Genomic DNA, 20,312 nt, shown 5'->3' with positions numbered 1-20,312 from the left:
GGGATCAGGTCGACATCAGCGCGGCTTGGGCCCGCGCCGGCAGTCGGGTGGGAAGCAGCGCACCGCCGCCCAGGCGCTGCAGGCGCGCTGCCGCCAGCGGTCGCCAGGCCAGCGGACCGTGGCGCAGCACGTCGTGCAGGTGCCCGGCCGTGGCCGGACGGCCACCGAGCCACGTCGGCGCACCAATGAAGCGAGCACGGGCGTGACGCCACAGCGCGACGAACGCGGGACGCGACGGCCAGGGCAGGCCCGCGTCGGGATCGGGTGGCGGGATCGTCGACGACTGGGCATCGTCGGCCGGCGCAACGCCGGAGACCAGCGCTTCGCCCTGCCAGCCGTCGCGCACCGGGTCCAGGCCGGTGAGCTGCCGAATCGACGCGGCAGCAATCCGGGCGTGCGACGGGTGATCGAGCTGTTCGATGAGGCGCGGCACCGCGCCCATGTCACCCGCCCAGCCCAGCGACTGCAGGTAGAGGCGCGTGGTGGCTTCGCCGCCCGGGCGCTGCCGCAGCGCGGTCAATAGTGGGAACAGAGACGCCGGTGCGTGCAAGGCCAGGCACCGCGCGGCGGCCTCGCGCTGTGGGCCTTCGTCTTCCACCAGCGCCAGCAGCGCGGTGACGGCCGGCGCATGCAGGTCCGGGGGCGCCAGTGCCAGCACCGCTTGCGCTGCGACGCGGCGCAGCCGGTCGCTGTTGCCGGCGTCGAGGTGATGAACGGCTGCCTGTGCCAGCGCCGCATCGCCCTGGTATCGCAGGCAACGCAGCGCCGCCGGCAACGCCTCGGACGCCGGGCCTTCGGCGCGCAGCGCATCGAAGGCCGCGGCCAGCAGTTGCGGCGCGTCGCGATGGCGAGTGGCCAGCAGATCGAAGCGCGCGGCCAGCGGCAGCGACGCGGCCGTCTGCAGCCACAGCGGCGTGGCTTCGCTCCACTCCATTGCGGCGACCAGCGCGCCGTGCAGTCCGGGCAAGCTGCGCGCCACGGCGGACGTGGCCTGCGCCAGGCCGGCCAGTCCCGAGCGCAGCGCATGGCACAGCAAGGCGAACGCTTCGCCCGCATTGATGGGCAGGTTCAGGCAGCGTGTCATGTGCTGTTGCGCGGTAGGCCCCAGCAGCCGCAGGGCCTCCAGCGCGACATCGAGCCGCGCGTCCCAGTCGGCCAGGTCAGCGAAGTCGCTGCAGGGCGAGGCCAGCAGCTTCGCGCGGCGGCGCCAGTTCAGGCCCAGCTTGTCGGTGTAGTGCTCGGCCAGGCGATCGAGGGTGCCGTGGGCCAGGGCGCCGGCGGTGCTAGTTGGCATCGATCTGCGTCGCCTTCAGTGCGATGTTCGCGTCGGCCTTGCCGGTGATGTCACCTGAGGCCTGCAGCACGATGTCCTTGCCGCTGATCGTGATCGTGCCGTCGGCGCGCATCGTGAAGCTCGCGGCGCCGACGACGATCTTGAACTCGCTGCCGGCGGTGATGGTGTAGCTGGTGCCGACCTTGACGTCCTTGGAGATGCCCACCTGCTCGGCCTGGAGCAGCCCGACGGTGGTGTTCATCGCGCCGCCCACCGAGACCTGGTAGGCCGCGCCGATGCTCAGCGCCTTGGCCAGGCCGATGCTCTCGGCCTTGGCCTTGGCCACCGTCTCGGTCTTCATGCCGCCGATGGTCACCGAGCGGTTGTCGCCGATCGTCACGCTCTGGTTCTGGCCGATGTTGATCGATTCGTTCTGCCCCACCGTCTCGCTGCGGTTCTGCCCGATGCTGATCGTCTCGTTCTGCCCCACGTCCTCGGTGCGGTTGGCGCCGATGGAGATGGTCTCGTTCTGCCCGACATCCTCCGTGCGGTTGTCGCCGATGCTGATCTTCTCGTTGTGATCGACCCGCTCCGTCCGGTTGTTATGGACCGTGATCGTCTCGTCGTTGTCGACGGTCTCGGTGCGGTCGTGCTTGACGTGCACGGTCTCGTCGCGGTCGATGGTCTTCGTGCGGTCGCGGCCGACCCAGTGGCTCTCGTCACGCTCGACCTCGATGCGCTGGTCGAGCTCGGCGTGCAGCCACACTTCTTCCTGGCCGCCGGTGTCGTCGAAGCGCAATGCGTTGGCGTTGCCGTAGCCGCCCCCCGGCGTGGAGCGGCTCAGCAGGCCGGTCTGGCGCTGGGCGCCCGGCAGGCCCCAAGGCGGCATGTTGGCCTGGTTGTAGACGCTGCCGGTGATCAGCGGCCGGTCGGGATTGCCATCGAGCCACTGCACCACCACTTCCTGGCCGATGCGCGGGATCGCGATGCCGCCGAAGTTGCTGCCGGCCCAGAGGCTGGCCACGCGCACCCAGGCCGATGAGCGTTCGTCGAACGCGCCGACGCGGTCCCAGTGGAACTGCACCCGCACGCGGCCGTACTCGTCGGTGTGAATCTCCTCGCCCGCCGGGCCGACGACGATGGCGGTCTGCACGCCGAAGATCTTCGGCTCGGTGCTGTTGAAGCCGGGCAGCACGCGCCACGGAATCTTCTTGCGCAGGCACACGAAGTGGTTCTCGTAGTGCGAAGCCGGCCCGCCGGCGCCCAAGCTGGCGTAGTTGTTGCGCGCGTGGTGCTGCACCTGCAGGATCAGGAACTGGGCATCTTCGCCGCCGTGCTCGTAGTGGCCGGTGAGCGTGAAGTGCCGGTGCGGCTGCGCGCAGCGCTCGTTGCTGCGGGCCTCGAAGCGCTTGGCATGGGCCTCGATCGCTTCCATGCGCAGGCGGCTGACGCGGCTGCCGTCGCCTGCGTCCTTGAAGCCGTAGGCGCCGCCCCAGTCGTAGACCTCGAGGGCCGGAACGTCGCCCTGCTGGTTGAGCGTGGGCGTGTCGGTCAGGCGCGGGTGCGGGTTCTTGAAGTCGAAGCTGGCCAGGCTGTAGCGGCTGGCGGCGACCGTGCGCAGCGGATTGAAGCGCAACACGCCGTCGTCCTCGCGGCTGCCGGCCTCCGCCTGCCACTTCATCGTCGGCTCGCCATCGACCGGCGCACTGTGCACGAGGCTGTCGTCGCACAGCACCAGCGTGTGGCCGTCTTCGCGGTGCTCGTACCAGTAGTGCAGGCCCAGCGCCTCCCAGCGCCGGTGCAGGTAGTTGTGGTCGCTCTCCTGGAACTGGCAGGCGTCGGTCATCGCCGGGTCGTCGACGTTGACGCGCCACTCCCAGTCGTGCTGCGGGTAGTCCGCGAATATCTCGGCGGTCTGCTCGCACAGGGTCTTGCCGTGGAAGAGGTAGTTGTCGCGCCGCAGCGCCAGGTAGGCCACCCACGGGCGCAGCAGCATGTCGTAATGGGCCAGGCCGCCATCCACCTCGCGCAGGCTGAAGCCGAAGACGTAGCCGTTGAAATGGCGCCGGCTGCCGTCCTCCCGGTGCAGCGAGACGGTGACCATGCGGCCGAGCAGGCCCTTGAATTCCAGGCTGGCGTCGTCGGAGATGACCTGCACGCTGAACTCGAAGTCGCGGCCGATGCACTCGAAGGCTTGCAGCTCCTGGGGCAGCAGCACTGCGGCGGGACCGTCCCCCTTCGGAAAGCACATCCGCAGGAAGCGGTGGTGCTGGTCGGCGAGCGTGAGGGCTTTGAAGTCGGCGTGGTTCATGTGATGTGGCGTGTGGGCGCTAGCGGTGCCGCTGGAGTTCGGACGCCGGGATCGTCACGGCGCGCGGGGGGATGCCGACGTGCAGGCCCTCGCCATCCCAGCGCAGCCGGCCCCACTGCTGCACCGCCTGTTCGGGGCTGTCGACCGGGCCGAGCACGCGCGTCTCGTGTTCATAGCTGGCCCACAGGCTCGGGCGGTCGATGAAGACGGTGAGCAAGGCCCGCATCTGCGGCGCGTCGCCGTCGACCCAGACATAGGCGCCATACAGCGCGGGCGCGCCCGGGCCGTCACCCCAACTCACGGCGACCAGGCGGGTGTGCTGGCGCGCCTTCGGATAGAGCAGCAGGTTGAAGCCGACCGAAGCGGCCAGCAGCACGACGAGCAAGGCGACAAGCCAGCGCTGCACGACTTGACTCATGGCCGCGCCTGCGTGCCCGACGCCTGCGTGGAGCGGGCGTGCACCCCCTGCGCCGGATGTCCGTGCGCCCAGCGCAGCCGCTGCGTCAGCGTGCCGCGCAGGTCGTATTCGCGCGCGTAGCACTGGCGGTGGAAGTTCTGCATGAAGGCGTCGGTGATGATCACCCCGGCCAGCGTGACCTGCTTGCCGCCGTCCCAGTTGTAGCGGTCGAAGAACTCGAAGCTGAAGTCCATCTCGTAGCGCTTGCCGGCCTGCTCGTCGTCCGCCACGGTGACGCTGGCCTGGCCCCAGTACGAGTAGCCGCCGATGGCGAAGAAGAGGTTGGCGTCCTGGCTCTGGCGGAAGTAGCCCTGGGCCAGCCGCGTCGAGTGGATGTGATGCCGGCCCACCGCCAGCGTCTGCGCGAAGGCCTGGGCGTCGGCCAGCTCGCTGACGTACTGCTTGCTCAGTTGCGCCGACCGGTCCATCAGCGCAGCGACGTCCACCGGCAAGTCCTGGCCGGTGTTGTTCAGGTAGTGCCGCATGTGGCGCACCGCGTCGGGGCCGGGCGACAGCGTCAGGGCGTGGGTGTCCAGCGCCGCTTCGAGCGCGCGCTTGTACAGCAGGAAGCGCGCCGTCTGTTGCTCCGAGCACCAGGGGCCCGAGCCGATGTCCGATTGCGCGCGCGGCGGCGCGTTGCCGAGCGCGTAGTCAGGCATGGCGGCAGCCGCGTGCGCGCTGGCATGAACACGGATCGATCGCCATCGGAATCGGCGCGGGCACGGCTGCGCCCACGCCGGAGCGTGCGCCTCTGCTGAACATGGAACTCCCCCAGGACGGGCCGGTGAATCCGGCTGTTTTCGTCGAACTTACAAATGATGCCCGGGGGTTACCGGCGGGTCTGCAACAAAGTGCTGCCGCTGCTTTGTGGGATTAGGGGTCGTTGATCGGGGCGTCTCGTGGCAGACGACCGCGCCGAGTCACGTCCCGACGAAGACGACCGACGCCGCCCCACCCACGCCCGTGTAGTGCCCCGCAAACCGCGGCGTGCCATCACCACCGATCTGAAACCACGCCAGGTGATCGCTGCGCTCGTTGCAGACGACCAGGCCGCCGCCCGGCACGCGCCGCAGCGTGCGCGGGTAGCTGCCGCGGCACCACTCGGTGCCCTGCAGCTGCGGCGTGCCGTCGGGCGCCAGCGTGAAGTGCGCGATGCTGTCGTGCAGGCGGTTCAGCGCGTAGAGGTGGCGGCCGTCGGCCGAACAACACAGGTCCGACGCATAGGCGGTGCCGGCATAGGCCGCGGGCAGGCAACTGGCCTCGCCCAGCGCTTGCAGCTCGCCGCCGTCGAAACGCAACCAGGCCAGCGTCGACGCTTCTTCGTTCAGCAGGTACAGCCGCGTCGGATCGTGCGGGTGGAAGACGAGGTGGCGTGGCCCGGCGCCGGACGACGTGCGCACGGCGCGCGGCGCCTCGAGCCGGCCGCGCCCGGCGTCGAAGCGCCAGGCGACGAGGACATCGAGCCCGAGGTCGGTGCACAGCAGGAAGCGGCCGCTCGGGTCGGGCACGGCGATGTGCGCGTGCGGCGCGTCGTGGCCGCTGCAGGCGAAGCTGCCGCGCGGCGCGCGAGCGGCCTGCGCAGGACCGGGCCGCGCGTCGTTGCCGCAGGCCTCGGCCAGCGCGCGCCGCTCCAGCAGCGGGCCGATGCAGCCGTCGCCGTCGACGCCCAGCACCGCGACATCGCCGCTGTCGTAGTGCGCGACGAACGCGTGGCGGCCGCCCGGATGCAGGCTCAGGTGCACCGGCCGCACGCCGCCGGAGCTGGTGCAGCCCAGCCGCCGCAGGCGGCCGCCGGCGCCGATCTCGTAGCTACTGATGCGGCCCTCCCCGCTGCCCGGCGCGCGGTGCAGCTCGTGCACCGCGTACAGCCGCGTGCCAGCGGCATTGGCCGTTAGCCAGCTCGGGCTGTCGCCGTCGGCCACCCGGGCCTCGCCTGCCAGCGGCGGCGGCGGCGCGCCGGGTTCGAATCCGAAGGCGTGGATGCCGCCGCCGTTGGGCGCGTAGGTGCCGACGTAGGCGGTCAGCACGCCAGCCGCTCGCCGACGTCGACCTCGAACAGCGCTGCCGCCTCGCGGTAGAAACCGATGCGGCGCGCGAGCTTGCGCTGCACCGCTTCGTCGGCAGGCTTGTCGCATTCCAGCGCGCCGTTGATGCTGCGCGTCGTCTCGCCGAAGCCGAAGCCATCGACGATCGCCGCGTGCGAGGTCATGCGGCCCGGGCCGGGCTGCGTCATCCAGTACCAGAGGGCCGTCTGCCAGGCGATCTTCGGATCGGTGGCCACGAGGTCGGGCTCGCTCCACAGGTCGACGCCGATGGCCTGGCCGGCCGCGCGGTACTGGTAGTTCCACGACAGCTGGATCGGCCCGCGGCCGTAGTACTGGCGGCCCGGCGCGCAGCTGTCGCCGCCGCCGCTGCGGCAGTAGTGGTCCCAGTTCTCGCGCGCGTACTCGCGCAGCGCGCGCAGGCGGTCGGACTCGTGCGCGATCTGCCCCAGGAAGGCCGCCATCTCGCGCCGGCGCAGCGCTTCAGGCCCGGTCGACGCGAAGCCGGGCATCGAACGCACCGCGGCGGCAAAGCCCTCGTAGCCGTAGAACGGCAGTCGCTCGGGGAACAGGCGCTCGAACTGCGCCGGCGTGGGCAGGAACGGCGCGGCATCGGGCGCGGCCGAGCGCGGGGTGCCGCAGCCGGCGAGGCCGGCGGCGGCGGCGAGTGCACAAAGGCAGGCAGGAAACTTCAACGTCGCAGCTCCATCAGGACAGTGGCGGATTCAGCGCGCCAGAAGGCGGCGCGCACCTCGATCGGCCGGCCGTCGACACCATAACGGCACTGGCGCAGCACGAGCAGCGGCGCGCCGCGCCGCAGCCGCAGCAGCGCGGCCTCGTCGGCGTCGGCGGTGGTGGCACTCGCGCGCTGCAGCGAGCGCGCGGCCGGCGGGCCGGCGTGGGTCAGCATCAGCCGCGCGACCGCCGGCGCCAGCACCGGCGCGCCGCCGGGGGGTGGCAAGCTGCGGCGGATCAGCGCCAGCGGCCGCCCGCCGCGCTGCTGCAGCCAGCGGGCGCGCAGCACGCACGCACCGGGGTCGAGCGCGAGCGCGCTGCGTTCCTCGTCGGTCGCCTCGGCCACGCCACCGTCGAGCCAGCGCGCGCTGCCATCGCCGAGCCAGCCGTCGTCCAGCCCCGGCCAGCCGCCGCGCGAGTCGTCGGTGGCGGCTGGCTCGAACCACGCCACGGCGGCGTCCATGGCCTGAGCCTACAGCCGCAGCCGCACGCCGCGCGCAGCAAGCCAACGCGTGGCCAGCAGCACCAGCAGCGCGTAGACGAAGGCGGTGGCGATGCCGGCCGCACCGTGGCGCAGCAGCGCCGGCCGCTGCCAGCCGGCCAGCTGCATCGACGCCTCGACGACGAAGGGGATCAGGTAGGCCAGCAGCGGGTTCGCGGCCACCGGCGCCAGCGCGCCGGCGAGGCGCTCGCCGACCGCCGGCGCCCGGCGCAGGCTCCAGCGCAGCAGCAGCGCGATGACGGTGCAGGCCGCGGCGCTGTACAGCGCCCAGCTCGGCGTGGCGTGGATCTTCGAGACCTTCCAGCCCGGACGCAGCGCGCTGGCCAGCAGCGCCAGCGCGACCGCGAAGCCCAGCGCCGCCGCCACGCGCGGGCGCCGCGCATCGAACAGCAGGCAGGCCGTCACGCAGCCGGCGAGCACGATCGCGGTGTGCGTGGCATGCCCGCCCTGCCCCAGCCGCGGCGCGAGCACGATGTACCAGGCGACGCACAGCGCCAGCGCCAGCAGCAGCGGCACGAGCCGCCCGCGCGCCGCCACGAAGGCCGCGCAGGCCAGCAGGTAGGCCCAGCCGATCAGGCCCAGGATGCCCCACCAGTGCGGCTGCATCGGCGCGCCGTCGGCGCCGCGGTACAGCAGCGCCAGCGCCACCAGCAGCACGGCGCCTGTGCTGCGCCACGGCCACGCCAGCGCCGGCCCGCCGCCCAGCGAGCCCCACAGCAGGAACACGCCGAAGTACGCGGCCAGCGCCCAGGCCGCCACCGGCAGCGGCATCGCCGCCGCACCCTCGGCGTTGACCATGAACAGGCCCAGCACGATGAGCGCCCCGGCCCGCTGCGCCGTGTGGCGCAGCACCGCGGCCGGCGCCTGGCCCGCATCGGCCCGCTGCTGCAGCGCGAACGGGATCGACAGCCCGACGATGAACAGGAAGGCCGGGAACACCGCGTCGACGAAGCTCATCGCGTCGGCGTCGGCCGGCATGTGGGCCGCCCACGCCGGCAGCCCCGGCACGCCGGACCAGTCGTTGACGACCACCATCACCAGCACCGTCAGCGCGCGGAAGAGGTCGACCGCGGCGCTGCGGCCGGCCGCGAGCCGCGGGAGCGCGAGGCGAGACATCAGAAGTACCAGGTCCCTCTGACACCGACCATGCGCGGCTGGCTGTAGCTGTTGAAGGTGTACCCGCCGGCCGCGCCCTGGCCCATCCAGTTCTTGACGATGTTGTTGGTCAGGTTCGTGCCCCAGAACTCGAGGTCCCACTTGCCGTCGGACGGCGCCAGGCGCACCGACGCGTTCCAGTTCGTGTAGGCGTCCTGGTAGTCGCCGATCACCGGGTTGTCGAGGTTGCGCACGGTGAAATACATCTTGCTCTGCCAGCGCGCGCCGATCGTCGGCGACAGCGTCAGCGCGCTGCCGATCGCGAAGTCGTGCGTGTAGTTCAGACCCACCGCGTACTTTGGCGCATAGGGCAGCTGGTGGCCGCGCACGTCGCGGATCGCGCGGCCGCGCTTCGCGGGGTCCTCGCCCAGGTAGACCGGCGCGCAGGGCTCGGCGTTGAACTGCGCGCGGTAGCCGCACATCCAGTTGTCGTCGTAGGTCGGGTACGACTTGACCTTGGTGTCGAGCAGCGCAAGGAAGCCGGACAGCTTGCCCTGGCCCCAAGGCAGCGCCTTGAACTCGAGCTCCAGGCCGCGAATGTCGGCGTCGCCGATGTTCTCGGTCTTCCACGCGGCAACGATGTCGCAGGCCGGGTTCCAGTCGGGGCAGGTCTCGCCGTCGCGCAGCTTGCGCTGGCCGACCGCGTTGGTGCCGGTCACGTGCATGCCCTGGTACTTGGTGAAGAAGGCAACCGCGCTCAGGTCGAGCTTGTTGCCGAGGTGGCGGCCCTTGTAGCCGACCTCCAGGTTCTTGGTCGTCTCGGGGCCGTACTCGAGGAAGCTGTACTTCTGCGTGCTGCCGTCGGTGCAGGTGCCGCCGCCGCAGGTGTCGAACTTGTCGCCGAAGCCGCCCGGCCGGTAGCCGGTGGCCAGCGACACGAACAGCATGCGCGTCTTGTCGATGTCGTACTGCAGCCCGCCGCGCCAGGTGGTCTTGCTCCAGTTCGCGCTGTGGGTGTTCTCGGTCGGCACCGGGTAGACACCCAGGCCGGCGAACGGGCCCATGCCGAACGTGAGGTCCGTGCCGTTGTGCGGCGTGCCCAGGCCGGGCGCCACGGGCGGCTTGTACAGGCCGTTGTAGTACCAGGGCTCGCTGGCGTCCCACAGGCCCGCGCTGATGCCGCCCACGTCACTGCGGCGGTCACGCGTGAAGCGCAGGCCGAGCGTGCCGGTGAGGTCCTTGGCCAGCAGCTTGTCGCCCTGGATGAAGACGGCCTTCGACGCGATGCGCCGGTCCGGCTGCGCGTAGTACTGGCCCTGCGGCATCGCGTAGGGCGCCGCCACCAGGTTGTCCTGCGCGAAGTCGATCGCGTTCTTCTCGTTCAGGCTGAACAGGCCCGCCACGTAGCGCCAGTCGGCACCCTGCTGTTTCAGCTGCAGCTCGTGCACGGTCGAGCGGTAGTTCGACTTCAGCGTGTAGCTGGCCCAGTCGATGGCGTGCTGGCGGCCCCAGTTGCCCCACTCGAACATCGTGCCGACCTCGCTGTCGAGCCAGCGCTGGCCGCCGTCGTCGTCGTGCTGCTGGTAGCGGCGCTGCTTGGCGTAGGCGAACTTGTAGCCGAGCTCGGTGCTGTCGCCGAGCTTCCACGACAGCTGGTTGCGCCAGGTGTCGATCGTCATGTCGATCTTGCCCGGCACGTTGATGATGGCGTGCCACTGGCCCTCGGGGCCGCAGGCCCAGGGCGTGCCGGCGGCCATCTTGCAGTCCTTCAGGCCGATGTCGCCGGCGCCGCGGTTGGCGTAGTGCTCGACACCCGAAGTCCACTCGAGGTTTTTGGTGATCGCCCAGCGGCCCGTCAGGCGCAGGCCCTGCTGGTCGGAGTTGTTGTAGTACTCCGACGGCGAGAGCTTGCGGTTCAGGCGCTGGTCGGTGTCGGGCTTGCCGTCGGGCGTGAAGTGGCCCACGCCGGCCGCATCCGGCAGCTTCGCGCCGCGGTCGCGCAGGTCCTGCTCCTGGCTCAGGTAGCTGTCGCGCTTGTCCACCATCACCGCCGCGCGCAGCGCGAAGTTCTCGCTCACGCCGAGGTTGTAGACCGCGCGCAGCTGCTGGCCCTTGTAGTTGCCCAGCTGCAGCGAGGCCCAGCCGTGGTGGGTCTTGAACTCGGGCTTGGCCGGGATGATGTTGATGACGCCGGCCGTCGAATTGCGGCCGAACAGCGTGCCCTGCGCGCCGCGCAGCACTTCCACCTGATCCAGGTCGAACATCAGCGCCAGCGAGCCCTGCGGGCGCGGCGTGTAGATGCCGTCGATGTGGATGCCGACCGCCGGATCGCCGATCTCGGTGAAGTTGGTCGAGGTCACGCCGCGGATCGCCGCCAGCACGCCCGAATCGCCGTTCGACAGGCCGAGCTGCAGGTTGGGCACCATGCCGCTCAGGTCCATCAGGTCCTTGACGTTGTCGCGCACCAGGTCGTCGGCGCTCAGCGCCGTCACCGCGACCGGCGTCTTCAACAGGTTGGTCGTCGTGCGCGTGGCCGTCACGGTGACGGTGGGCAGCTCACCCGGGGCCGTCTTGTCGGCGGTGGCCGCGGGCTGCACCGGCTTGTCGGCAGGGGCGGCGGTCTGCGCCCGAATGCCGGCCGAGCCTGCGAGCAGGCTGCACACGGCCAGCCGAATGACATGAGGAACCCAGGCCGGCTGTGCCGGGGCGACGGAAACCTTCATCGAATAACCCTCCAGTGGTGCGGCCGGATGATCGTGCGCGCCGCCTCGGGGTTCGTTCAGCGCCGTCTCAAGATTGGCTCAAGGCGCCGCGCCGGCCCGGCGAACCGGTCCGGCAGAATCCGCTCAGGAGGTTTCCCCGATGAAGGTGTGCCTGGTCGAGGACGACCTGACGCTCGGCCGCTCGCTGCAGGCCGTGCTGCAGGACGGCGGCCACGATGCACTGTGGGTGCGCCGCGTCGCCGACGCGCGCTTCTGGTTCGACGAGCAGCGGCCCGACGCGCTGCTGCTCGACCTGGGGCTGCCCGACGGCGACGGCCTGGACCTGCTGCGCCACGTGCGCCAGCACGACCGCCAGATGCCGGTGATCGTGATCACCGCGCGCGACGGCATCGAGGACCGGCTGCAGGGCCTGGACAGCGGCGCCGACGACTACCTGGTGAAACCCTTCGTCGGTGCCGAGCTGCTGGCGCGGCTGCGCGCCGTGGCGCGCCGCGCGGGCCTGGGCGGCGAGGACGATTCCGGGCTGTGGACGGCGCGCGACCTGGTGCTGGACGAGAAGCGCCGCCGCGTGACGCGCGCCGGCGTGCCGGTGGCCTTGTCGAAGACCGAGTTCGAGCTGCTGGCCACGCTGCTGAAGTTCACCGACCGCGTGCTGACGCGGCGCGAGCTGGAAGTGCGCGCCCTGCCGGGCAGCGACGGCCACGCGCTGGACGTGCACATGGCCAACCTGCGCAAGAAGATCGGCGAGGGCTACATCCGCACCGTGCGGGGCGTGGGCTACGCGGTGGAACCGTGAGCCTGCCCGCTCCGACCCGCTCGCTCTTCAAGCGCACGCTCGCCGTCTTCATCGGTGCCGCGCTCGCCGTCTGGTGTGCGCTGATGATCAACGAGGTCTACTACGTCAAGGTCGTGCAGGCCCGCAACGGCCAGGCCTGGAACCGCGTCTGGGCCGAGCACGTGCTGCTGCAGCTGCGCCAGGGGGCGGGCACGACCGGCCTGCCCGCGCTGGAGCGGCTGCGAGCGCAGGAATGGCAGGACATGGGCTACGAGCCGCCGACCATCCTGCTGCAGGTGCTGCGCGACGGCGCGCTGATCCACCAGTACGCATCGCCCGACCTCGGCCGCCGCAAGCCGCCCGATCCGGCGCAGCAGGCGAGCGATCGCGACTGGCTCTACGTCGAGCTCGCGCTGCCCGAGCAGAAGCTGCGCGTGCGTCGCTGGCAGGAAATGCCGGGCGACTGGCACTTCGGCCTGGAAGGGCTCACCTACTACAGCCGGCCCTTCTTCCTGAGCCTGCCGGTGCTGGCGCTCACCGCCTGGCTGGTGCTGCGGCTGGGCTTCCGGCCGCTGCGCCGCGTCGGCCAGCAGATCGCCGGGCGTATGCCGGGCAACCTGACGCCGCTGCCGCCGTCGCCCTATGTCGAGCTGGCGCCGGTGGTCGATGCGGTGAACGCGCTGCTGGCGCGGCTGCGTGAGCACCAGGAGCGCGAGCGCGACTTCCTGCTCAATGCCGCGCACGGGCTGAAGACGCCGCTGGCGGTGATCCAGGCCAATGCCGACACGCTGGCCAGCGACGACGCCGGCCGGCGCGAGGCCGCGCGCCAGCGCCTGGCCGACGGCGTGGGCCAGGCCGGGCACATGGTGCACCAGGTGCTGTCGCTGGCGCGCTCCGAGGCCGACCCGCTGATGCTGGACCGGCGCCCGGTCGATCTGGTCGGCCTGCTGCGCGACCGCATCGTGCTCGCCGCCGACCTGGCGCAGCGCCGCGGCATCGAGATCGAGCTGCTGGCACCGGCCGACTGCCTGCTGCCGCTGCACCGCGAGACGATGGGCTCGCTGATCGACAACCTGCTGGACAACGCGGTCAAGTACTCGCCCTCGGGCAGCCGCGTCGTCGTCGAGCTGCGGGCCGACGACGACGCGGTGCGCATCGCCGTCACCGACCAGGGGCCGGGCATTCCGGCAGCGCTGCGGACCAAGGTGTTCGAGCGCTTCTACCGCCCGCCCGACCAGGACGTGCCCGGCAGCGGACTCGGCTTGACGATCGTGCAACGCGCCGCCGCCCAGCATGCGGCCGAGGTCACGCTGGACGATGGCTTCGACGGGCGCGGGCTGCGGGTCGAGGTGCGGCTGGCGCGGGCGGCGCGCGGCTGAGGCCGGGCATCCTCACGCCTGCACGCGTGCCGCGGCGCCCTACAGCCGCGACAAGCGCCGCGTGTGCTCCACCAGCGCGATCAACCGCTCCGGGTCGCGCGCATGCCGCCGGGCCTGCTCCACCGCCTCCTGCGCCAGCCCGTCGAGCACGCGCTCGGCCTCGTCGAGCTGGTCGGCGTTGGCGCGCGCCAGCAGGTCGAGCTCGGCATCGCTGGGCTGCGGCTTGCAGAAGATCGTGCGCAGCTCGGGGTCGCGGATGGCCAGCGCCGCCGGCAGCGTGAGGATGCCGTCGCGCAGGTCTTCCTTGCCGCCGCCGCCCAGCGCCTGCGCGCCGCGCACGTCGCCGACGTCGTCGCAGCCGTGGTACACCATGCCAAGCAGCCGCCCGTACTGCCGCAGCGCCTGCGATCGCGTGCCCAGGCAGGCGCAGACCTCGAACATCGAGCCGGTGTCCTCGCCGGCGATCTGGCGCCAGTCCTCGACGCCCAGCGGCTGGCGGCGCAGGCGCCACTGCATGCATTCGGCCACGCCCAGCCGCTTGAGCAGCTCCGACAGCAGCTGCACGTTCAGCCGCACCAGCCGCGGGTCGAACTCCTCGGGGTCGTAGCAGGCCGGATCGCAGACCAGCTCGTAGCCGTCGGCCACGATGTAGCCGGACACCATGTAGGCCTGCAGCTCGCCGAAGCGGTGGTGCATCGTCGGCTTGCCGCGCCGCGTCTCCGACTTGTCGACGATGTCGTCGACGATCAGCGAGACGTTGTGGACCATCTCGACCGCCAGCGCGGCATGGATCAGGCCGCGGCCGATCGGCGCGCCGGACATCGCGCGGTGGCAGCTGAACAGCGTCAGCGGCCGGAAGTACTTGGAGCCGCCGCCGAACTGCCACGCCATCGCCTCGTGCATCTCCGGATGCGTCTGCGTGGCCCAGTCAGTGATGGCGCGCTGCAGCTGCGCCATCTCGTCGGTCAGTCCCAAAGCGTCGGTGATGTTGCCTTTGAAATTCGGATGCACGGGGTCGCGGGTTCAGTTGAGCGAGGCCAGCAGCGCCGCGGCCTGTCGCAGGTCGGCCGTGGTGTGGCCCTCGGTGAAGCTGCCCAGCGTGGGCGCGAGCAGTGCGCGCGCTTCCTGCCGGTTGCCGGCGTCGGCCCACAGCCGTGCCAGCGCCATTGCCGCGCGCAGCTCCCACGAGCGGGCGCCCTGCTCGCGCGCCACGTCCAGCGCCAGCCGGTAGGCGGCCTCGGCCAGCGCCTGCTGTTCGCCGCCGGCGGCCTGCAGCACCTCGCCTTCGGCCAGGTAGACGTCGACCTCGACCGAGTGCTCGCCCGAGGACTCCAGCTGCGCCAGCGCCTGCGCGACCTCGAGCTGCGCGGCGCCGGTCTGGCCGCTGCGCAGCAGCAGCCGCGCGTTGCGCGCCAGCAGCTGCGGCAGGTGGTATTTCACGCCCAGTGCCTGGATGCGCTGCATGCCTTCGCTCATCGCCCGCTGCGCGGCCGCCGGTGCCGGGCCCGCGCCCTGCGCCCAGGCGTGCCAGAGCATGCCGAAGGCCTCGAGGAAGGGGTAGCCCAGCTCGCGCGCCAGCGCGATGCCCTCGGCGCTGCGCTCGAGCACCAGCTCACGTTCGCCGCAGCGCTCGGGCACCAGCAGGGCCGCGTAATTCAGCGCATAGGCCAGGCTGTACGGATCGCCGAGCGCGCGTGCATGCGCCAGCACGCCGTCGCTGGCGGCGCGGGCCTGGTCGACATGCCCCAGCGCCCACAGCGACGAGGCGCGATGGCACTCGCTGATGATCTTGGGGTCGGCGGCCGACAGGCGCGGGCCGGCCATCGCGCCGGCGGCATACAGCGCCGCGGTCTCGTCGGCGGCGGGCAGGCTGTCGGCAAAGCGGCCGCAGTTGTGCAGCGACCAGGTCAGCACCGAATGGGCATACAGCCGCAGGCGCGGCTGCGCCGACGCATCGGCTTCGGCGATCAGCCGCTCGAAGGCCTCGTGGCCGGCGCGGATGTCGCCCTTCATGGTCTGGAACGCGCCCACGCCGTAGAGCACCGGCACCTTCAGCGTCACGTCGGGCACGCGCTCGCACAGCACGGCGGCGCGTGAAATCGCGTCATGGGCCTGCGGCGAGGCATAACTGACGGCGGCGAAGTACACCACGCCCAGCGCCGACTGCAGCCGCAGCTCCAGGCTGTCGCGGCTGGCGGCGTCCTCCAGGCGAGCGACGAGCGCGATGCCCGCGCTCAGGTGGGCCATGGCCTCCGGCGCGGCCGAACGCAGCCAGGCCCGCTGCCCGGCCTTCAGCCACAAGGGCACGGCACGGGCGTAGTCCTCGCCGGCGGTGTAGTGCCGCGCCAGCACCTCGGGCTCGGTGTCGGCCAGCTCGGGAAAGTGTTCGCTCAGCACCTCGCCGGCGCGGGCATGCAGCGCACGCCGCTCGGTCTTCAGCAGCGTCTCGTAGGCGGCGTCCTGGATCAGCGCGTGGTGGAAGGTATAGACCACCCCAGGCCCTTCGCCGCTGCGGGTGACGAGGCCGGCACCCAGCAGCTGCGCCATCTGCGCGTTGAAGTCCTGCTCCGCCATGCCCGACAGGGCCAGCACCGCATCGTGGCGGAACTGGCGGCCGAGCACCGCGCCGTACTGCGCGCAGCGCCGGGCGGGCCCGAGCTGGTCCAGCCGCGCGGTCAGCGAGTCCTTCAACGTGGCCGGGATCTCGATCGAGTCGGCCGGGGTCTGCGTCGCCGCCAGCCGCAAGGTATCGCTGTCCAGCAGCGCCCGCGTGACCTCCTCGAGGAACAGCGGCACGCCGTCGGTGCGGTCGACGATGCGGTCGAGCACCGAGCGGGGCAGCCCGTACTTCACCGCGACCGCCACCGCCAGGCGAAGGCTGTGCCCGCGATCGAGGCCGAGCAGGCGCTGGCGCGCGACGTGCGGGTGGCCCTCCCAGCGGTCGGCGATGTCGTTGCGGCTGGTCATCACCAGCAGCACCGGACGCTCGTGGATCGCCGCAACGATGGCGTCGACGACCTCCATCGTCGTCGGGTCGACCCAGTGCAGGTCCTCGAAGACCAGCAGCACCGCGGTCTTGCGCGAGGCCGCGCTGACGATGGCGACCAGGGCCTCGATGATGTCGCGCTTCTGCTTGTGCGGGCTGCCCTGCGAGGCCGTGTAGCGGTCGAGCGGCAGCGACAGCAGCAGCGCCAGCGGCGGCGCCACGCGCTCGCGTGGCGCCCCGAAGCGCTGCAGCAGTGCCTCGAGCTTGTCGAGCTTGGTCGAAGGCGTGTCGCCGCGCTCGAAGCCCGCGGCGCGCTGCAGCGAGGCGATCACCGGGTAGAAGGCCGAATGGCGGTGCAGCGCCGAGCACTGCATGCGGATCAGCACGCTGCCGTCACCGGCCTGCGCGCACAGCTCGGCCGTGATGCGGCTCTTGCCGATGCCCGCGTCGCCGACCAGCAGCACGGCCTGCCCGCGGCCGGCCAGCGCGCTCGACCAGCGATCGAGCAGCAGCGAGATTTCCTGGTCCCGGTTGACCAGCGGCGTCAGCCGCGCGCCGTGCGCCGCGGCGAAGCGGCCGTCGGCCCGGCCTTCGCCGAGCACGCGCCACACCTGCACCGGCTGCGCGATGCCCTTGAGCATCTGCTCGCCGCGGTCCTCGCATTCGAAGGCGTCGGCCACCAGTCGCCGCGTGGTGGCGGCGATCATGATCTGGTCGGGCTCGGCCAGCGCCTGCACGCGGGCCGCAACGTTGGGCGTCTCGCCGATGGCCGTCTTCGGCAGCGACACATCGCCGCCGACGGTTTCGCCCACCACCACGGCGCCGGTGGCGATGCCGATGCGCACGCGCAGCGGCTGCGCGGCGGGAATGGCCTTGACCGTGTCGACGATTTCGAGCGCCGCCTGCAGCGCACGCTGCGCGCCATCTTCATGCGCGCGCGGCCAGCCGAAGTAGACCATCAGGCCATCGCCGAGGTACTGCCCGACGTGCCCGTCGTAACGCTCGACGGCCGCGCCGCAGATCTGCTGGTAGCGCTGCATCAGCAGGCGCAGGTCCTCGGGATCCAGCGTCTGCGACAGCGCGGTCGAGCCGACGAGGTCGCAGAACATGACCGTGAGCTGGCGCCGCTCGGGGCCGCCCGCAGGCGCCGGCGCTGCCGGCGCGAACGCCCGCCCGGGCCGGGGTGGCGCGGCGGCCAGTGCGGCAATGGCGCGCGACAGCTTGATCCGGTGGCCGAGCACCTGCACGCCGAGCCGATCGAGCTCGGCTTCGCCCAGCGCCGGCAGCAGCTCGAAGTCGATCGCGTGGCGTTCGAAGCGCTCGGCGTACTGCTCGAGGCCGAGATCCTCGAGCCAGCGGCGGACGCTGCGCGGCGGTTCGTCGTTCATCGGTTCGGGGCGGGCGGTCTCTGGCGTTCAGGGTTTGGCGCGCGCGTGGCGGCGCGGGGCCGGCCCGGCGGCGGGGTCGTCCATCGACGCACGCAATTCCTCGGCCAGGCCCTGCAGCTGGGCATCGAGCGCGCGTGCCTCGTCGAGCGCCATCTCGCCCAGCCGGCGCAGATGGGCGCGCGCGGCATCGGCCTGGCGCGCCGGCGCATCGGCGCCGCCGGGGTGCGTGGCCGCACCGCATTCATGCTGGTACTGGGCCAGCGACTGCGCGGCGCGGCTGCCCAGCCGCAGCCACACGCCGCTGGCCAGCCAGTGCGCCTGCGCGAGCGCGCCGACAGCCGGATTGCCGGCCGGCGCGGCCGCGCCCGGCGCTCCTGCCATGGCACCCAGCGCGTCGGCCCCGGGCATCGCCGCCGCGGCCATGCCGCTCCAGGCGCGCATCAGCTCGCCGAGCGGATCGTTCGGTGAAGGGTTCGGTGGAAAGCTCATGGGCGGGGAATGTTGCTGCGCGCGCCGGGCGCGCCGGTGGCCCCGGCGCGGCCGCGATCGATCAGGTTGCCCAGGCTGGCCCAGGCGCCGATCCATTGGTTCATCAGGTTGCCGTTCGGCGTGCCGTAGGCGTCGTTGGCCATCGACCACAGCTTGGCGCCGTAGGCATAGGGCGCCCACAGCAGCTTCAGCGCGCCGAATACCGACTCGTGGTGGTAGCCGGCGTGCTTGACGGTGATCGGCGGCATCACGCCGCTGCGCTCGCGCACCGCCTCGGCGGCCATCAGGCCGCTGGTGACGGCGCCCTCGATCGTCGCCACGTCGGCGTAGTTGCGCACATAGGTGCCGGCAAGGAACAGGTTGGGCAGGTTGGTGACGGTGTCCGGGCGGAACTGCTCGCTGCCGGTTTCGTTGGCGAACAGGTCCTCGCCGCGGTTGGTCTGGATGCGCGTGCGCTCGAGGTCGACCTCGTTCACATCGAAGGGCATCGTCTCGTTCAGCTGCTGCAGCAGGAACTCGATCGCCGTGGTGGGGTGCGCGAGGTCGAGCACCACGCGGCCGGGCGAGTGCTCGTCGGCGCCGATGCGCGTCTCCGGCGGCACGCTCATCAGCGCCTCGCAGTCGGAGCAGGTGACGTAGAGGAAGGTCGAGTGCTGGTGCGGCCAGTGCTGCGAATAGTCCAGGAAGGTCATCTGGTACTTCGCGTCCATCAGCACGCAGACGTCCTTGGGCACGTTCTTCAGCCACACGCCCTTCTTGAAGTGCAGCTCCACCGAGGCCATCGGCACCGAGTTCAGATAGTGCATGTCGCCCAGTTTCGGCGCGCGCACGAACACCGGCGTGTCGACCATGCGGGTCATCGCGCCCGGGGTCACCGCGAGGATCAGGTCGCCGTCGACGGGCAGCGGCGGGCGGTTGGGCTCCTTGGGCACGCGCGGCTTGTGCCAGCCGCGCGGGTCGATCGACGGCGAATGGTCCATCTGCGACCAGCGCAGCGCGCTGACGCGGCCGTGCTCATCGAGGTCCATCCCGTGCACGTAGGCCATGGGCATGAAGGTGAAGCGCTCGCCGTAGGAGCGCAGCTTGCGCTCGATCGGGCCGATCAGCGCGTCGTACTTGTTCTTGCGGAAGATCCAGATCTGCGGCGTGGGATGGAAGTTGCCGTACTTGAGAAAATTCTTGTAGCCCTTGGCCGAGGCGTTGTACGACGGGATCGCCCACACCGTCTCCCACACCTTCTGCTGCAGCTGCGCGGCGCGGTCGGTGGAGTACTTGCGCGAGGCCATGAAGCCGTTGACCGATTGCTCGTCGAGCAGGCTGTCCTGGTGCATCGGCGTCGCCAGCAGGTCGATCATCGAATACATGAACAGGAACATGTCGGGCAGCGGTGCGCAGCCGCTGGTGACGTTGCGCAGCAAGTCGGCGGGAGAGCCGACGTTGAGCATCTTGTGGTTCGGCTCGCCCTTGCTCAGGAAGTAGAACGCGAAGCTCGGCGACCAGTTGTCGCGCAGGTCGAGCTCGTCGATGATGTCCCACAGGTTCAGGTACCAGTTCATGAGCATGTGGTAGCTGTGCTCATGACGGTCGCCGTTGCGTTCGTCCGGGAAGGTGCAGGCGCGCAGCATGCCGCCCATGAAGTCGTCCTGCTCGAGCAGCGTGACGTGGAAGCCACGCTCCAGCAGCCGCAGCGCGGCGCTCATGCCGGCGATGCCGGCCCCGACGATGGTCACCTTGCGCATGAACCGTTTCCCTCTGCCGGTGGAGGCTGTTGCTGCCGCGGTGCGGAACAGCGGCGGATTGTAATCAGGCGCATACGCGGCCACGCCTGCGGGCAGCACCGCAGCGGCGGCTCGGGCGGGCCGCTCAGCTTGACGGTTTGCCGGGTTTAGCCGATCACTCGAGCGTGAACCCCAGCTTCACCGTCACTTGCCAGTGCGCGACCTTGCCGTCGACGACATGGCCGCGCGTCTCGGTGACCTGGAACCATTGGATGTTGCGCACGGTCTCGTGGGCCTTGGCGATCGCGTTGCCGACCGCATCCTCGATGCCGGTGGCCGACGAGCCGGTCAGTTCGAGTGACTTGTAGACGTGGTTGCTCATGCTCGGTCTCCTGTCGACGTTGTTGGGGTGCGGACCAGCTTAGGCGCAGGTGCGGTT

Annotated in this window: 16 protein-coding genes; 2 read left to right on the top strand and 14 right to left on the bottom strand. The window is 71.3% G+C overall.

The genetic code is table 11. The features are described from left to right. Positions 1-4 precede the first annotated feature (4 nt). The 9 genes from HLB44_RS07855 to HLB44_RS07815 form a co-directional block, all read right to left on the bottom strand. The gene (locus tag HLB44_RS07855) at positions 5-1,294 is read right to left on the bottom strand and encodes a hypothetical protein (RefSeq protein ID WP_173121989.1); all 1,290 of its coding nucleotides are present in this window, start codon (positions 1,292-1,294) and stop codon (positions 5-7) included. Further along, entirely contained in the window at positions 1,284-3,584 is a 2,301-nt protein-coding gene (locus tag HLB44_RS07850; RefSeq protein ID WP_173121988.1) for a type VI secretion system Vgr family protein, read from the bottom strand. The genes HLB44_RS07855 and HLB44_RS07850 overlap by 11 nt, the downstream gene beginning before the upstream one ends. Before the next feature lie 19 nt (positions 3,585-3,603). After that, on the bottom strand, positions 3,604-4,002 hold the full coding sequence (locus tag HLB44_RS07845; protein ID WP_173121987.1) for a hypothetical protein: 399 nt from the start codon (positions 4,000-4,002) through the stop codon (positions 3,604-3,606). Beyond that, a complete protein-coding gene (locus tag HLB44_RS07840; RefSeq protein WP_173121986.1) occupies positions 3,999-4,700 on the bottom strand; it encodes a hypothetical protein in 702 nt (233 codons plus the stop codon). The genes HLB44_RS07845 and HLB44_RS07840 overlap by 4 nt, the downstream gene beginning before the upstream one ends. Positions 4,701-4,961: 261 nt before the next feature. Beyond that, on the bottom strand, positions 4,962-6,068 hold the full coding sequence (locus HLB44_RS07835; RefSeq protein ID WP_173121985.1) for a beta-propeller fold lactonase family protein: 1,107 nt from the start codon (positions 6,066-6,068) through the stop codon (positions 4,962-4,964). Then, on the bottom strand, positions 6,062-6,778 hold the full coding sequence (locus HLB44_RS07830; RefSeq protein WP_173121984.1) for a chitinase: 717 nt from the start codon (positions 6,776-6,778) through the stop codon (positions 6,062-6,064). Before HLB44_RS07830 ends, HLB44_RS07835 begins: the two co-directional genes overlap by 7 nt. Next, positions 6,775-7,281, bottom strand: coding sequence for a UTRA domain-containing protein (locus tag HLB44_RS07825; protein ID WP_173121983.1), 507 nt, complete (start codon positions 7,279-7,281; stop codon positions 6,775-6,777). The genes HLB44_RS07830 and HLB44_RS07825 overlap by 4 nt, the downstream gene beginning before the upstream one ends. Positions 7,282-7,290: 9 nt before the next feature. After that, a complete protein-coding gene (locus HLB44_RS07820; RefSeq protein ID WP_173121982.1) occupies positions 7,291-8,436 on the bottom strand; it encodes a DUF5009 domain-containing protein in 1,146 nt (381 codons plus the stop codon). Next, positions 8,436-11,138 carry a TonB-dependent receptor gene (locus tag HLB44_RS07815; RefSeq protein ID WP_173121981.1) on the bottom strand — a complete coding sequence of 901 codons (2,703 nt, stop codon included), beginning with the start codon at positions 11,136-11,138 and terminating at the stop codon, positions 8,436-8,438. Before HLB44_RS07815 ends, HLB44_RS07820 begins: the two co-directional genes overlap by 1 nt. Positions 11,139-11,277: 139 nt before the next feature. Here HLB44_RS07815 and HLB44_RS07810 point away from each other — a divergent pair, with 139 nt between their 5' ends. Then, positions 11,278-11,934 (top strand): response regulator transcription factor, encoded by a 657-nt coding sequence (locus HLB44_RS07810; protein ID WP_173121980.1) that lies wholly within the window; start codon positions 11,278-11,280, stop codon positions 11,932-11,934. Next, entirely contained in the window at positions 11,931-13,292 is a 1,362-nt protein-coding gene (locus tag HLB44_RS07805; RefSeq protein WP_173121979.1) for an ATP-binding protein, read from the top strand. Before HLB44_RS07810 ends, HLB44_RS07805 begins: the two co-directional genes overlap by 4 nt. 39 nt (positions 13,293-13,331) lie before the next feature. Here HLB44_RS07805 and HLB44_RS07800 read toward each other — a convergent pair whose 3' ends face one another. The 5 genes from HLB44_RS07800 to HLB44_RS07780 all read right to left on the bottom strand — a co-directional run bounded on the left by HLB44_RS07800 (position 13,332) and on the right by HLB44_RS07780 (position 20,255). Further along, entirely contained in the window at positions 13,332-14,303 is a 972-nt protein-coding gene (locus HLB44_RS07800) for a polyprenyl synthetase family protein (RefSeq protein WP_173121978.1), read from the bottom strand. Positions 14,304-14,315: 12 nt separating this feature from the next. Continuing rightward, positions 14,316-17,666 (bottom strand): ATP-binding protein, encoded by a 3,351-nt coding sequence (locus tag HLB44_RS07795; RefSeq protein ID WP_173121977.1) that lies wholly within the window; start codon positions 17,664-17,666, stop codon positions 14,316-14,318. 27 nt (positions 17,667-17,693) lie between these two features. Next, positions 17,694-18,155, bottom strand: a complete 462-nt coding sequence (locus HLB44_RS07790) for a hypothetical protein (protein WP_173121976.1) — start codon at positions 18,153-18,155, stop codon at positions 17,694-17,696. Further along, entirely contained in the window at positions 18,152-19,894 is a 1,743-nt protein-coding gene (locus HLB44_RS07785; RefSeq protein ID WP_173121975.1) for an oleate hydratase, read from the bottom strand. The genes HLB44_RS07790 and HLB44_RS07785 overlap by 4 nt, the downstream gene beginning before the upstream one ends. Positions 19,895-20,048: 154 nt before the next feature. Next, a complete protein-coding gene (locus HLB44_RS07780; RefSeq protein WP_173121974.1) occupies positions 20,049-20,255 on the bottom strand; it encodes a dodecin in 207 nt (68 codons plus the stop codon). Positions 20,256-20,312 lie beyond the last annotated feature (57 nt).

Origin of the sequence: Pseudaquabacterium terrae (genome assembly GCF_013266755.1) — a bacterium.
In the GTDB taxonomy this organism is placed as follows: domain Bacteria; phylum Pseudomonadota; class Gammaproteobacteria; order Burkholderiales; family Burkholderiaceae_C; genus Pseudaquabacterium; species Pseudaquabacterium terrae.
Note: the sequence above shows the minus strand (reverse complement) of the source record. Positions and strands in the feature narration are given on the sequence as shown.

Bases quoted from the DNA above. Each gene is read 5' to 3' on its own strand.
- HLB44_RS07785 (WP_173121975.1), bottom strand. From the start codon at position 19,894: ATGCGCAAGGTGACCATCGTCGGGGCCGGCATCGCCGGCATGAGCGCC.
- HLB44_RS07840 (WP_173121986.1), bottom strand. From the start codon at position 4,700: ATGCCTGACTACGCGCTCGGCAACGCGCCGCCGCGCGCGCAATCGGAC.
- HLB44_RS07790 (WP_173121976.1), bottom strand. From the start codon at position 18,155: ATGAGCTTTCCACCGAACCCTTCACCGAACGATCCGCTCGGCGAGCTG.
- HLB44_RS07850 (WP_173121988.1), bottom strand. From the start codon at position 3,584: ATGAACCACGCCGACTTCAAAGCCCTCACGCTCGCCGACCAGCACCAC.
- HLB44_RS07855 (WP_173121989.1), bottom strand. From the start codon at position 1,294: ATGCCAACTAGCACCGCCGGCGCCCTGGCCCACGGCACCCTCGATCGC.
- HLB44_RS07845 (WP_173121987.1), bottom strand. From the start codon at position 4,002: ATGAGTCAAGTCGTGCAGCGCTGGCTTGTCGCCTTGCTCGTCGTGCTG.
- HLB44_RS07795 (WP_173121977.1), bottom strand. From the start codon at position 17,666: ATGAACGACGAACCGCCGCGCAGCGTCCGCCGCTGGCTCGAGGATCTC.
- HLB44_RS07780 (WP_173121974.1), bottom strand. From the start codon at position 20,255: ATGAGCAACCACGTCTACAAGTCACTCGAACTGACCGGCTCGTCGGCC.
- HLB44_RS07810 (WP_173121980.1), top strand. From the start codon at position 11,278: ATGAAGGTGTGCCTGGTCGAGGACGACCTGACGCTCGGCCGCTCGCTG.
- HLB44_RS07815 (WP_173121981.1), bottom strand. From the start codon at position 11,138: ATGAAGGTTTCCGTCGCCCCGGCACAGCCGGCCTGGGTTCCTCATGTC.
- HLB44_RS07820 (WP_173121982.1), bottom strand. From the start codon at position 8,436: ATGTCTCGCCTCGCGCTCCCGCGGCTCGCGGCCGGCCGCAGCGCCGCG.
- HLB44_RS07825 (WP_173121983.1), bottom strand. From the start codon at position 7,281: ATGGACGCCGCCGTGGCGTGGTTCGAGCCAGCCGCCACCGACGACTCG.